Raw genomic sequence first — 13,485 nt, 5'->3', positions numbered from 1 at the left:
TGGCATGCCGTGCAGATCTGCATATAGAGCCGTCGATGAAAACGGCCAGTCAGCTCCCGCCGAGTGCGGGTTTGCTGTTGATCCTGCGTCCTTGCAGGGTCTGCGCCGGTACGACGACCGGCGCGGATTCTTTACATTTTCGGCATGCCGCCGCCGGGCAACATTCCGCCCATGCCGCGCATCATTTTCGCCATTCCGCCTTTGGCGGTGAATTTCTTCATCATCTTCTGCATCTGCTTGTGCTGCTTGATCAAGCGACCGATGTCCTGCACCTGAGTGCCGGAGCCCATGGCGATCCGGCGTTTGCGCGAACCGCTGATCAGCTCAGGGTCGCGGCGCTCGGCCGGGGTCATGGAATTGATGATGGCTTCCATCTGCTTGAACTGTTTCTCTGCGGCGTTCTGGGCATTGCCCATTTGCGACAGGTTGACGCCACCGATGCTCGGCAGTTTGTCCATGAGGCCACCGAGGCCGCCCATGTTCTTCATCTGTTGCAGCTGATCGCGGAAGTCTTCGAGGTCGAAGCCCTTGCCCTTCTTCAGCTTCTTGGCCAGTTTGTCGGCCTTGTCCTTGTCGAGGGTCGCTTCGGCCTGTTCGATCAGGCTGAGCACGTCGCCCATGCCGAGAATGCGCGAGGCGATACGCTCAGGGTGGAACGGGTCGAGCGCTTCGCTCTTCTCGCCCATACCGATGAACTTGATCGGCTTGCCGGTGATGGCGCGTACCGACAATGCGGCACCGCCACGGGCGTCGCCGTCGACCTTGGTCAGGATCACACCGGTCAGCGGCAGAGCATCACCGAAGGCCTTGGCCGTGTTGGCGGCGTCCTGACCGGTCATGGCGTCGACCACGAACAGGGTTTCGACCGGGTTGATCGCGGCGTGCAGCGCCTTGATCTCGCCCATCATCTCTTCGTCGATGTGCAGACGACCGGCGGTGTCGACGATGACCACGTCGATGAATTTCAGTTTTGCTTCTTTAATAGCCGCGGTGGCGATGTCGACCGGCTTCTGGCTCAGGTCGGACGGGAAGAACGTCACGCCGATGTCATTGGCCAGGGTTTCCAGCTGTTTAATCGCCGCTGGACGGTAAACGTCCGCCGACACGACCATGACCGACTTCTTCTTGCGCTCTTTAAGGAAGCGCGCCAGTTTGCCGGCGGTGGTGGTTTTACCCGCACCTTGCAGACCGGCCATCAGAATGACGGCAGGTGGCACGGCACTCAGGTTCAAGTCTTCGTTGGCCGCGCCCATCAGGCTTTCGAGTTCAGCCTGGACGATCTTCACGAACGCCTGGCCTGGCGTCAGGCTGCGCGACACCTCGGTGCCGACAGCGCGCTCCTTGACCGAATTGACGAAGTCCTTGACCACCGGCAGGGCGACGTCGGCTTCGAGCAACGCCATGCGCACTTCACGCAGGGTGTCTTTGATGTTGTCCTCGGTCAGCTTCGCCTTGCCGGTGACATGGCGCAGCGTCTGCGAGAGACGGTCGGTTAAGTTTTCAAACATTGCGCGATCCTTTCAGGCCCTGTGTAGACCGGGATAATGGCGGCCCAGACCGGAATCAACATGTGCTCGGCGAGCCTGCGGCGTGGGCAGGTCGCGGATTATAGCGAAGACTGCGGCTGGCGGACACCTCGCTGTCAGCTTCCTGAGTCTTTCGTGCGATGGCGGTTCTATGCCAAACTCAGCCCCTTTCGGGCTTGCCTAACAGGATTTATGCTCCCCTTGTCACCCAGTTTATTGACCACCCTCGCCGCCGCCCTTCTATATGCCGCTGCGACCCTTTATCAGAGCACCCGCCTGGCCACCGGCGCCAAGGCGAACAAGCGCCTGCTGGTCAGCCTCGGTGCGCTCGCCGTGGTGGCCCACGCCGCCAGTCTGCTCACTCACTTGTTGACGCCGATCGGTCTGGGCCTGGACTTCTTCAGCGCCTCGAGCCTGATCGCGGCGGCGGTGATTGCCCTGACCCTGATCGCCTGTTCACGAATCCCGGTGGAAAACCTGCTGGTGCTGCTGTTCCCGCTCGGCGCGGTCACGGTGTTGCTGGCGCAGTTCGCGCCCACCGGCACGGTGCAGATCATCGACGAAGAGCCGGGCATCCTCGCGCACATTCTGTTGTCGATCCTCGCCTACGGCATGTTCACCATCGCGGTGTTCCAGGCCTTGCTGCTATTGGTGCAAGACCACCAACTCAAGCACAAGCACCCGTCCGGGCTGATCAAGAATTTCCCGCCGCTGCAAACCATGGAAAGCCTGCTGTTCGGTTTCCTCTGGGCCGGCTGGACGCTGCTGTCGCTGTCGCTGATTTCCGGCTGGCTGTTCGTCGAGAACCTGTTCGCCCAGCACCTGGTGCACAAGACCCTGCTGGCCTGCCTGGCCTGGATCGTATTCAGCGTGCTGCTGTGGGGCCGTAATCGTCTCGGCTGGCGCGGTCACAAGGCGATTCGCTGGACTCTCGCCGGTTTCTGTCTGCTGATGTTGGCGTATTTCGGCAGCAAACTGGTTCGCGAATACATCCTGCACATCTGACGGGCGGCATAAATGGACGGTTTGCCCCTAGGGCCGATGCTCGCGGTATTTGTCCTGCTGATTTTATGGTCAGGGCTGTTTACCGCCGTCGAAATCGCGCAGCAACACCTGCTTGCGCAGCGCACCGCCTCGCGCGCCAGCGATAAACCGCTGGCGAAGCTGAGCTTCCCGCTCGACAGCCTGATCCTCTGCAACACCCTGTGCCGTGCGCTTGCTGTGGTGATCGCGACGCTGCTGGCGATTTTCCTCTGTGAAGAAAACGGCCCGTGGGCGGCGTGCCTGGTGGGCGGCGCGATCCTGCTGGTGTTCGCCGATTACTTCCCGCGCACTGTCGCCCGGCGCTACCCCGATGCCGTGCTGGCTTTCGGTAACTCCCTGTTGGCAGTACCACTGAAGGTCGTTTATCCGCTTGCCTGGCTGTTCAGCCGTATCAGCAGCCTGCTGATGCGTCCGTTCGTGCGCAAAGCGCAAGTGGTACAGCAAAGCGAAGACGATGCCCCTTCCGATCGTCACGATGACCCCGAGCACCCGGTTCATGCACATCCGGTTTCAGGCATCCACGCGTTGGACAACATTACGGTCAACGACATTCTGGTGCCGCGCAGTGATGTCGACGGCATCAACCTCGACGATTCGATCGAAGAGATCATTGAACAACTGCGCCATAACAAGCGCACGCGCCTGCCGGTGTTTCACAGCGACATCAATCAGGTTGAAGCCGTGCTCAATACCCGGCAGATCCGTCATCTGCTGAACAATGCCGATTTGACTCGTGAAACCCTGCTGGCGGCAAGTTACGAGCCGTACTTCGTACCGGAAAGCACACCGTTGCAACTGCAGCTGCTGAACTTCCACAAGCAACAGCGACGGCTGGGCATGGTAGTCGACGAGTACGGCGAAGTGCTTGGTATCGTCACGCTGGAAGATATTCTCGAAGAGATCGTTGGCGAATTTGAAAGTGAGCACAGCCTCGATAACCCGCATATTCATACGCAGCCCGATGGACGAATGGTGATTGATGGCACCGCTTCGATTCGTGAATTGAACAAGTGCCTGGGCTGGCATTTGCCGAGCGACGGGCCGAAAACGCTGAACGGGTTGGTGACTGAAGCACTGGAGACGATTCCCGAGAGTGCGGTTTGCTTGAAGATCGGCCGTTATCGCCTGGAGATTCTCGAGACCGAGGAGAACCGGGTGAGCAAGGTGTTGATCTGGCATACCTCGTCTGTGCCTGCTCTGATGCCTGCCCGATAGACGACTTTTTGCTCTTGTTCAATCGTTAGCCCCCTTCCTATAATCGAGGCGCTTACCCAAGCGCCGCCGAGCCTCGTGCTTACCCCGCACACAACAGGTTTCGGCCATTTCCGCTGCACTCCGGCGACTGTTCCTACCTGAAACAGCGACCGCGCCTCATCCCACATCCCTGGGTGTTCGACCATAATAATTCGCTCCAACGGAGCTCATGACTGTCAGGGATCACCGCATGACGACCAGTACTGCTTATAGCGACACCGCTCCTGCCCAACCGACCAACTCCGCCACCCGCGTGGCGACGGCGAGTTTTATCGGCACCGCAATCGAGTTCTACGATTTCTATGTTTACGCCACGGCGGCCGCGCTGGTGATCGGGCCGGTGTTCTTTCCGCAGACGTCCGGCACCGCGCAGATGCTCTCGGCGTTTCTTACTTTCGGTATCGCCTTCCTTGCCCGACCGCTGGGCTCGGCGCTGTTCGGCCACTTCGGTGACCGTATCGGGCGCAAGTCGACGCTGGTGGCATCCTTGCTGTTGATGGGCGTATGTACAACGCTGATTGGCGTGCTGCCGGGTTACGCCACCATCGGCGCGTGGGCACCGATTCTATTGTGCGTGCTGCGTTTTGGTCAGGGCCTGGGATTGGGCGGCGAATGGGGCGGTGCCGCCCTGCTCGCCACGGAAAACGCGCCAAAGGGCAAACGCGCGTGGTTCGGCATGTTCCCGCAGCTCGGCCCGTCCATTGGTTTTCTCGCGGCCAACGGCTTGTTTCTGACCCTGGCCATGACCCTCGATGACGAGCAATTTCGCAGTTGGGGCTGGCGCATTCCGTTCCTGCTCAGCGCAGCGCTGGTGATGGTCGGTTTGTATGTGCGTTTGAAGCTGCATGAAACCCCGGTATTCGCCAATGCCGTCGCTCGGCAGGAACGGGTGAAGGTGCCGCTGGTCGAGCTGTTCAGCCAGTACTGGGCGCCAACCTTGTTGGGCGCAGCGGCGATGGTGGTGTGTTATGCGCTGTTCTATATCTCGACGGTATTCTCCCTCAGCTATGGAGTTTCCACGCTCGGCTACAGTCGCGAAACATTCCTTGGGCTGCTGTGTTTTGCCGTGCTGTTCATGGCTGCCGCCACACCACTGTCCGCTTGGGCCAGCGACCGTTATGGACGCAAACCGGTGCTGATCATCGGTGGCGTGCTGGCGATACTTTCCGGGTTTCTGATGGAGCCGCTGCTGACTCAGGGTTCGACCTGGGGCGTAGCGCTGTTTCTGTGCATTGAGCTGTTCTTGATGGGCGTGACGTTCGCGCCGATGGGGGCGCTGTTGCCAGAGCTGTTCCCGACCCACGTGCGTTATACCGGCGCTTCGGCGGCGTATAACCTGGGCGGCATTGTCGGGGCCTCGGCGGCGCCGTTCTTTGCGCAGAAACTGGTGGCAATGGGGGGTTTGAGTTATGTCGGCGGGTATGTGTCGGGGGCGGCGGTGCTGAGTTTGATTGCGGTGCTGTGCCTGAAGGAAACGCGTGGCAACGATCTGAATCGGGTTGCCTGATAGGCCGCCATCGCGAGCAGGCTCACTCCTACAGGGGAACGCATTTCAACTGTAGGAGTGAGCCTGCTCGCGATGGGCGCGACTCGGTTTAGAGTTCTACGACAACAGCCTGAGCAGCACGGGTCGCCTTGGCACGCGCAGCCTCGATCGACTCATCCCGCGCCAGCGCCACGCCCATACGGCGCTGGCCATTCACTTCCGGTTTACCAAACAGACGCAACGCCGTATCGGGCTCGCTCAACGCAGCACCCAGATTGGCGAATGCGGTCTGGGTCGACTGCCCTTCCACCAGAATCACCGCAGAAGCCGAAGGCCCGAACTGACGGATCAACGGCACTGGCAGGCCCAGAATCGCGCGAGCGTGCAGAGCGAACTGCGACAGATCCTGCGAAATCAATGTAACCAGACCAGTGTCATGCGGACGCGGCGAGACTTCGCTGAACCACACCTGATCACCCTTGATGAACAGCTCAACGCCGAACAGACCACGGCCACCCAGCGCTTCAGTCACCGCTTTGGCAACGCGCTCGGACTCAGCCAGGGCAATCGGGCTCATGGCTTGCGGCTGCCACGATTCCTGATAGTCGCCCTTCTCCTGACGGTGACCGACCGGCGCACAGAACGTGGTGCCGCCGATGTGGCGCACGGTCAGCAGGGTAATTTCGTAATCGAAATCGATGAAACCTTCGATGATCACCCGACCTTTACCGGCGCGACCGCCTTCTTGCGCATAATCCCAGGCTTTCTGCACGTCATCGGCGCTGCGCAGCAAGCTCTGGCCTTTGCCCGACGAACTCATCACCGGTTTGACGACGCATGGGAAGCCCAGGTCTTCAACGGCTTTGCTGTAGTCCTCGAAGGTGTCGGCGAAGTGATATGGCGAGGTCGGCAGATCCAGCTCTTCAGCGGCCAGACGACGAATGCCTTCACGGTTCATGGTCAATTGCGCCGCGCGCGCGGTCGGGATCACGGTGAAGCCTTCGGCTTCCAGTTCGACCAGCGTGGCGGTGGCGATGGCTTCGATTTCCGGCACGATGAAGTGCGGTTTTTCGGCTTCGATCACTGCGCGCAGGGCAGCGCCGTCGAGCATGTTGATCACGTGGCTGCGATGCGCAACTTGCATGGCCGGCGCGTTGGCGTAGCGGTCAACGGCGATCACTTCAACGCCCAGGCGTTGCAGCTCGATCACCACTTCCTTGCCCAACTCACCACAGCCACACAGCAATACGCGGGTCGCGGTCGGCGACAATGGAGTTCCGATACGGGTCATCTCAGGTCCTCAAAGAAGCGGATCATCGAGGAAAGCAACGCCAGACGCGCTTTCCATGGGGAGAAAGCGCGGCATTTTACATGAACCCGAGGGTTTGGCTTCAGCCGGCGACGGCCTGTTTGCGATCGCGCCAGGCCATGATCAGCCAAACGGCGGTGACACCCGCGAATTTCGACAGCAGCGCAGTGATGATCACCGGCGGCGTCAGCAGGTCGATCATGCCGAAGAAGATAAAGGTATCGAGGGGAATACTCAGCGCCGAACTGATCCACAAGCGGTCGCGCAATGGGCGCTTGGTGATGCTGAATACCAGCCAGTCGATGATTTCCGACACCGCGAATGCCGTGGCACTGGCCAGCGCGATGGACGGATCGGAGGTGACGTAAGACAACACCAACGCCGCCAGCATCGCCACCAGCGCACCGTGACCGAAACGGGTTTGCACCATGTCGCGCAGTATGAACACCAGACCGCCCCAGGCCGACCAGATGATGTCCAGGTGTGGCGCGGTGGAAAAGGCGAAGTTGATCAGCACGACGCTGCTGATGTAGGCGATGAGGAAAATCATGGAGGCGACCTGGCAGATTGGCGCACAGATTACTGGACCCGCAGATCAAGAGCCACCCCCTCACCCCAGCCCTCTCCCCATGGGGGGCGAGGGGGAAAGGGAGCAGAACTTCGTTGAATCGACTCCCGAGTTCGACTCGATAACCCAGGTCGGTGCGACCCGAGCAATCAACGCGGTCGCTCCCTCTCCCTTCAGGCGAGGGGGAAAGGGAGCCTATTGGGGGCCTTTCAAATCTTGAGTCCGACTCGACATGTCAGGTCGGCGTATAGCGTAAGACACCTCGGTCAGTCCCCTCTCCCAATGGGCGGTCCGACGTTTCGGGAGGGTTAGGGTGAGGGCAATCTCTAGCCGTTCACGATTTCGAAGGGATCATCCACACCAACCCACTCGCCTTCGCCCGCTCATGACACAACCCCAGCACCACGCGGCGCTCGTCATTGGTCATGCGGCCCCAGCGGGTGATTTCCGCGACCGTACGCTGGCAGCCGGTACAAATATCCTGCTCATCCAGCGCACAAATATTCACGCACGGCGAGGCGACAGGTCTTTCGACAGTCGTCATTGTTCTTGCTCAACCAGATCGCGCGCGTAACGCTGCGAGTTATGCACATAGTGGGCGGCGCTGGCCTCAAGCATCTTCTTCTGCGCCTCGGTCAGCTCGCGCACAACCTTGCCCGGCGAACCCATGACCAGCGAACCATCGGGAATTTCCTTGCCTTCGCCGATCAGCGAGTTGGCGCCGATGATGCAGTTCTTGCCGATCTTCGCGCCGTTGAGAATCACCGCGTTAATGCCGATCAGGCTGTAATCGCCGACGGTACAGCCATGCAGCATCGCATTGTGGCCGATGGTCACGCCGGTGCCGATGGTCAGCGGATAGCCCATGTCGGTGTGCATCACGGTGCCGTCCTGGACGTTGCTGTTCTTGCCGATCAGGATCAGTTCATTGTCGCCACGCAACACGGCGTTGAACCAGACGTTGGCGCCTTCTTCCAGTTTGACCTTGCCCACCAGCACGGCATTGGGGGCGACCCAGCTCTGTGGATGGGTCTCGACACGGGCGTCGCCCAAGCGGTATTTCATCTTGTTTTCCTCAGGGCTCACGGTGAATGGCCGTTCGAACGACGGCTTCAGGTGTTGATAAAACTTTTCGGCGGTTGGTGCAGGCTGATTTTCGCGTCATAGAGCAGGTTGATCAACTCGACGATCATGATCGCCGTCAGGCCCCAGATTTTGTATTCGCCAAAGCGGTAGCTCGGCACGTACCAACTGTGTCCCTGATAGTCGATGCGATGGGTATGCTCGCGAGGGTCTTTACGGAAGAATTCCAGCGGCACGCTGAAGACAGCGGCAATCTCGGCATCATTGGCGCGATATTCGACAAAATCGGGAATCACACCGACATAAGGCGTGACCTTGATGCCGTGCAGGGAAATCAGTGGGCTGAGCGGGCCGATCACTTCGACCAACCCGGGCGGCAAACCGATTTCCTCTTCGGCTTCACGCAGGGCGGTGAAGATCAGATCCGGGTCTTCCGGATCGCGGCGCCCACCAGGGAAAGCGACTTCGCCGCCGTGGGTCGAGAGCCCGCTGGCGCGCAGGGTCAGCACCAGTTCCGGCTCGTCACTGCGGGTGATCGGCACCAGAACGGCGGCCTCGGGGAAACGTGTGTCGGTTTCCAGCGTGCGCGGTGTGTGGTTGCTTACCCGATGCAGTAGCTCGTCCAGCATGAGTGTTCTCGATCTGTGCCTTACCCTGCATCATGCACCAATCATTGCGAGTGCCCAAGCCCCGGAAACCTGTCGTGTCGCGAAACGACAACTTGCCGACCGGCACCGCTGCACGCCAAGATAGGCGCAGCATTCAGGAAGCCCAGCATGAATTTTTGCAGCCACTGCGGTAAACCGGTCACCCAGCGCATTCCCGAAGGCGATTCGCGGCTGCGATTTGTTTGTGACAGCTGTCAGACCATTCACTATCAGAACCCCAATATCGTCGCCGGCTGCGTGCCGACCTGGGGCACGAAGGTGCTGCTCTGCCGTCGCGCCATCGAGCCGCGCCTCGGTTACTGGACGTTGCCTGCCGGTTTCATGGAGAACGGCGAGACCATCGAACAAGCCGCCGTGCGTGAAACGGCTGAAGAAGCCTGCGCCCGGGTGCGTAACCTGAGCATCTATACGCTGATCGACGTGCCGCACATCAGTCAGGTGCATGTGTTCTTCCGCGCCGAACTGGTGGATCTCGACTTTGCTGCGGGCCCCGAGAGCCTCGAAGTGCAACTATTCGACGAAGCCGACATTCCTTGGGACGAGCTGGCTTTCCGCACGGTGGGGCGTACCCTAGAATGCTTCTTCGCTGATCGGCGTGTTGAGGAGTATCCGGTTCGTTCGGAGTCGATTCCGCCGTTGGTGCAGCCGGTCATTGTTGGTTAGAAATCAAAAGATCGCAGCCTGCGGCAGCTCCTACATAAATCCTGTTTGCTTCACTCCTGGGGAATCGTTTCAATGCGCTGGTTGCTTGCCCTGTTCTGCCTGTCGTTCGTTAGCGTCTCCCAAGCGTCCTTCGTGACCACCGTGACGCCGGCGAATACCCCGCTTATCGAGAAAGTTCTGGTGCTCAAATCGGCGCATCAATTGCAGTTGATCGCCGACGGCAAGCCGCTGAAGACCTATCGCATCTCCCTGGGCAAGGGCGCGAAAAAAGGTCCGAAACTGATTGAAGGCGACAAGCGCACGCCGGAAGGTTTTTATTGGATCGACTGGCGCAAGACCAGCGACAAATTCAACCTGTCGATGCACATTTCCTACCCGAACATCAGCGACTCGGCCCGCGCCCGGCGTGAAGGCGTCGAGCCTGGCGGCATGATCATGATCCACGGCACGCCGGATTCGGAAGAAACCCCGGAAGACCTGTTCCACACCCTCGACTGGACCGATGGCTGCGTCGCCATGCGCAACGTTGATATGCGCGAAGTGTGGAGCCTGGTGCCGGACGGCACGATGGTCGAAATCCGCCCGTAACCAGCGACCGCTGGTCACCCGCAAAAAATAAATCAAAAGATCGCAGCCTGCGGCAGCTCCTACAGAGGTGATACCACTTCCCACTGTAGGAGCTGCCGCAGGCTGCGATCTTTTGCTTTTTACAGCCCACCTTTAATACCACTTCAAACCAGACCCTGCATAACCCGCCATTTCATTGGGCAAACCGCCGATTGCCTGCGTTGACATGGTATTCAAGTGGTATTAATTTTCGTCCCACAAGCGAGCCACAACAATCCTATACTCGCGTCGGAAATGACCTACATGAACGACTTCCAGGCCCTACGCCCAGACGACTCCCAGCCGACGCCGCTGTACTTGCAACTGGCACGCAATCTGGAAGCAGCGATTCATGCCGGGCAGTGGAAAGCCGAACAGGCGATGCCCTCGGAACGCAATCTCAGCGAGTTGCTCGGCATCTCCCGCGTCACCGCACGCAAGGCGCTGGAAGTCCTCCTCGATCAAGGCCTGATCCGCCGCCTGCAAGGTTCCGGCACCTTCATCACGCCACGCCTCGAACAACCACTGTCGCGCCTCTCGGGTTTCAGCGAGATGCTGCGCCTCAAGGGCTTCGTGCCCAGCTCGCAATGGCTGGAACGTGAAATCACCCTGCCGACCCACGAAGAACTGATCCGTCTCAGCCTGTCGCCGAACGACAAGGTCGCGCGCATGAAGCGTCTGCGCAAAGCCGATGACACCGTTATGGCAATCGAAATGAGCACCCTGCCCGCCTCGATCATGCCCAAGCCGGAACTGGTCGGCGATTCGCTCTACGAATACCTCGACGGCATCGGCAAACCAATCGTCCGTGCCTTGCAGCACATCCAGGCGATCAATGCCTCGGACGAATTCGCCGCACTGGTCGGCATCGCCCCCGGCACCGCGATGCTGCTGATGACTCGGGTCGGCTACCTGGAAGACAACACGCCGATTGAAGTCACCGACACTTATTGCCGCAACGACTACTACGACTTTGTTGCAGAGCTTCGCCGCTGATCAGCAGCCGAGCCAAACGAGAGAACCAAAATGTCCGAAGACAACATCCTCACCGCCAGCGGCTGGATTCGCGGCCGGCTGATCCACGAACACGGCAAAGTCGTGTCGATCGAAGGCATGCCTTGCGATCCGGCAACCAATGATCTGCCGTATCTGCTGCCGGGCTTCATTGATCTGCACGTGCATGGCGGTGGCGGCAAAGACATCATGGAAGGCGCCATCGCTTTCGAAACCATTACCAAAACCCACGTGCGTTTTGGCACAACGTCGCTGCTGGCCACCACCATGACCGCACCGAGTGCCGAGATTTCCAGCGTCCTGAAGGAAGTAGGAGAATTCTGCGAACAGCGTCCGAAAGGTGCCGCGCGCGTCCTCGGCGTACACCTCGAAGGCCCGTACATCAATCCGGGAAAACTCGGCGCGCAACCGAACTTCGCCCACACCGCGTTGATGGCCGAAGTCGAAGAGTATCTGGCACTGGCGCCAATCCGCGTGATCACCATCGCCCCGGAAATCGCCGGTCACGACGGATTGATCCGCGAACTCAGCAGCCGTGGCGTGCGCATGCAGATCGGCCACACCCTCGGCAGTTACGAGGAAGGCGTCGCCGCAATGGAGGCTGGCGCGACCAGTTTCACTCACCTCTACAACGCCATGAGCCCGCTGCATCACCGCGAGCCGGGCATCGTTGGCGCGGCATTGGCCCACGCCAAATTCGCCGAACTGATTCCGGACTTGCTCCACGTCCATCCGGGAGCAATCCGCGTGGCCCTGCGCTCGATCCCGTGCCTGTATTGCGTCACCGACTCGACCGCCGCCGCCGGCATGCCCGACGGTGAATACAAGCTCGGCAGCCACACCGTGACCAAATGCCTGGGCGGCGTGCGCCTGCCCGACGGCACCCTGGCCGGCAGCACCCTGACCATGGATCAGGCCCTGCGCAATCTGGTGAAGATCGGTTTGCCAATCGCCGAGGCCTCGCAGCGCCTGTCGCAATTTCCCGCCGACTACCTCGGCATCAACGAACGCGGGCGCCTTGCACCAGGTGCCTGGGCCGACTGCGTGCGGCTCGATCGCTCACTCACACTGACCGCCGTCATGGTCGAAGGAGAAGACATTGACTTCAAAAATGCTTGAGGAGGCGCTGTCCTCGTTCGAGGCCGTGCAAGCCCAACTGCAACAGCTCGACCCGCAAATGATCGAGATCGCCGGACGCCTGCGTCGTCAGCCGCCGCAAGTGGCGATGACTGTCGCACGCGGCAGCTCCGACCACGCGGCGAGCTACTTCGCCTACCTGACCATGCAACAACTGGGTGTGCCGGTGGCGTCGTTGCCGATGTCAGTGGTGACCATGCAGCAAGCGCCGTTAAAGGTCAGCGGTCAGGTCGCGTTCGCGTTTTCGCAATCGGGGCAGAGCCCGGATCTGGTCAACAGCCTGCGTCTGTTGCGCAAGCGTGGCGCGCTGAGCGTATCGATGGTCAACGCTGCCGATTCGCCACTGGAAGCGGCGTGTGAATTCAGCGTGCCGCTGCTCGCCGGGACTGAAAGCAGCGTCGCCGCGACCAAGAGTTTTATCGCCACCCTCAGCGCCAGCGCTCGTTTGATCGCGCACTGGAAAGAGGACAGCGAATTGCTTGAGGCCGGCAACGCGCTGCCCGAAGGCCTGCGCGAAGCGGCGAAACAGGACTGGAGCGTGGCCATCGAAGCGCTGCGTGATTGCGAGCGATTGATGGTGATCGGCCGTGGTGCCGGTTTCGCCATTGCTCAAGAGGCCGCGCTGAAATTCAAGGAAACCTCGGCGATTCAGGCCGAAGCGTTCAGCAGCGCCGAAGTGCGTCACGGCCCGATGGCATTGATCGACGAACACTATCCATTGTTGGTGTTCGCTCCGCGCGGCGCCGAGCAGGCGGGTCTGTTGAGCCTCGCGGCAGAGATGCGTCAACGCGGCGCCCGTGTGTTGCTCGCCGCGCCGGACGATGTGAGCGAACGCGATCTGACCCTGAGCCGCGCCGAACACCCAGCGCTCGATCCGATTCTGGCGATCCAGAGTTTCTACGTGATGGCCGCAGGGCTGGCCGTGGCCCGTGGCATGGACCCGGATCAGCCGCGCCACCTGAGCAAAGTAACCCGCACGCACTGACACCCGCTGATCAATGCATAACCCTATCGGCGGACGCGAAAACCGCCGATTGATGCACAACCCTGTCGGCGGATGCAGAACCGTCGATTGATGCACAACCCCTGTAGGAGCTGCCGAAGGCTGCGATCTTTTGATTTTGATT

14 protein-coding genes are annotated in these 13,485 nt (G+C 60.3%); 8 read left to right on the top strand and 6 right to left on the bottom strand.

Going from position 1 to position 13,485, the window contains the following annotated elements; genetic code table 11:
- Nucleotides 1-131: 131 nt before the first annotated feature.
- Nucleotides 132-1,508, bottom strand: a complete 1,377-nt coding sequence (ffh, locus tag CQ009_RS08875) for a signal recognition particle protein (RefSeq protein ID WP_008081630.1) — start codon at nt 1,506-1,508, stop codon at nt 132-134.
- A gap of 210 nt (nt 1,509-1,718) precedes the next feature.
- Here ffh and CQ009_RS08870 point away from each other — a divergent pair, with 210 nt between their 5' ends.
- The 3 genes from CQ009_RS08870 (at nt 1,719) to CQ009_RS08855 (ending at nt 5,331) form a co-directional block, all read left to right on the top strand.
- Nucleotides 1,719-2,531 (top strand): inner membrane protein YpjD, encoded by an 813-nt coding sequence (locus CQ009_RS08870; RefSeq protein ID WP_038357737.1) that lies wholly within the window; start codon nt 1,719-1,721, stop codon nt 2,529-2,531.
- 12 nt (nt 2,532-2,543) lie between these two features.
- Entirely contained in the window at nt 2,544-3,785 is a 1,242-nt protein-coding gene (locus tag CQ009_RS08865) for a transporter associated domain-containing protein (RefSeq protein WP_105705648.1), read from the top strand.
- A 229-nt stretch (nt 3,786-4,014) separates the two neighbouring features.
- Nucleotides 4,015-5,331: an MFS transporter gene (locus CQ009_RS08855; RefSeq protein ID WP_064393258.1), complete on the top strand. Its 1,317-nt coding sequence runs from the start codon at nt 4,015-4,017 to the stop codon at nt 5,329-5,331.
- A gap of 88 nt (nt 5,332-5,419) precedes the next feature.
- Here the strand turns inward: CQ009_RS08855 and purT are convergent, their stop codons facing one another.
- The 5 genes from purT to CQ009_RS08825 all read right to left on the bottom strand — a co-directional run bounded on the left by purT (nt 5,420) and on the right by CQ009_RS08825 (nt 8,899).
- A complete protein-coding gene (gene purT, locus CQ009_RS08850; RefSeq protein ID WP_102900595.1) occupies nt 5,420-6,601 on the bottom strand; it encodes a formate-dependent phosphoribosylglycinamide formyltransferase in 1,182 nt (393 codons plus the stop codon).
- A gap of 100 nt (nt 6,602-6,701) precedes the next feature.
- On the bottom strand, nt 6,702-7,169 hold the full coding sequence (locus CQ009_RS08845; protein WP_105705643.1) for a VUT family protein: 468 nt from the start codon (nt 7,167-7,169) through the stop codon (nt 6,702-6,704).
- 352 nt (nt 7,170-7,521) lie between these two features.
- Nucleotides 7,522-7,731 (bottom strand): DUF1289 domain-containing protein, encoded by a 210-nt coding sequence (locus CQ009_RS08835; RefSeq protein ID WP_105705639.1) that lies wholly within the window; start codon nt 7,729-7,731, stop codon nt 7,522-7,524.
- The gene (locus tag CQ009_RS08830; protein ID WP_064393263.1) at nt 7,728-8,252 is read right to left on the bottom strand and encodes a gamma carbonic anhydrase family protein; all 525 of its coding nucleotides are present in this window, start codon (nt 8,250-8,252) and stop codon (nt 7,728-7,730) included. The genes CQ009_RS08835 and CQ009_RS08830 overlap by 4 nt, the downstream gene beginning before the upstream one ends.
- A 47-nt stretch (nt 8,253-8,299) precedes the next feature.
- On the bottom strand, nt 8,300-8,899 hold the full coding sequence (locus tag CQ009_RS08825) for a CoA pyrophosphatase (RefSeq protein ID WP_064393264.1): 600 nt from the start codon (nt 8,897-8,899) through the stop codon (nt 8,300-8,302).
- A 147-nt stretch (nt 8,900-9,046) separates the two neighbouring features.
- On the opposite strand from CQ009_RS08825, the gene CQ009_RS08820 reads away from it, so the two are divergent.
- The 5 genes from CQ009_RS08820 (at nt 9,047) to CQ009_RS08800 (ending at nt 13,343) form a co-directional block, all read left to right on the top strand.
- Nucleotides 9,047-9,601: an NUDIX hydrolase gene (locus CQ009_RS08820; protein WP_064393265.1), complete on the top strand. Its 555-nt coding sequence runs from the start codon at nt 9,047-9,049 to the stop codon at nt 9,599-9,601.
- A gap of 72 nt (nt 9,602-9,673) precedes the next feature.
- Nucleotides 9,674-10,189, top strand: coding sequence for a murein L,D-transpeptidase family protein (locus CQ009_RS08815; RefSeq protein ID WP_008081650.1), 516 nt, complete (start codon nt 9,674-9,676; stop codon nt 10,187-10,189).
- 282 nt (nt 10,190-10,471) lie between these two features.
- Nucleotides 10,472-11,203 carry a GntR family transcriptional regulator gene (locus CQ009_RS08810; protein ID WP_105705637.1) on the top strand — a complete coding sequence of 244 codons (732 nt, stop codon included), beginning with the start codon at nt 10,472-10,474 and terminating at the stop codon, nt 11,201-11,203.
- 30 nt (nt 11,204-11,233) lie between these two features.
- A complete protein-coding gene (gene nagA, locus CQ009_RS08805) occupies nt 11,234-12,340 on the top strand; it encodes an N-acetylglucosamine-6-phosphate deacetylase (protein ID WP_105705635.1) in 1,107 nt (368 codons plus the stop codon).
- On the top strand, nt 12,321-13,343 hold the full coding sequence (locus CQ009_RS08800; RefSeq protein WP_105705633.1) for an SIS domain-containing protein: 1,023 nt from the start codon (nt 12,321-12,323) through the stop codon (nt 13,341-13,343). The genes nagA and CQ009_RS08800 overlap by 20 nt, the downstream gene beginning before the upstream one ends.
- Nucleotides 13,344-13,485 lie beyond the last annotated feature (142 nt).

Origin of the sequence: Pseudomonas sp. MYb2, assembly GCF_002979955.1 — a bacterium.
GTDB lineage: Bacteria > Pseudomonadota > Gammaproteobacteria > Pseudomonadales > Pseudomonadaceae > Aquipseudomonas.
This window is presented reverse-complemented; position numbering and strand designations above follow the sequence as displayed.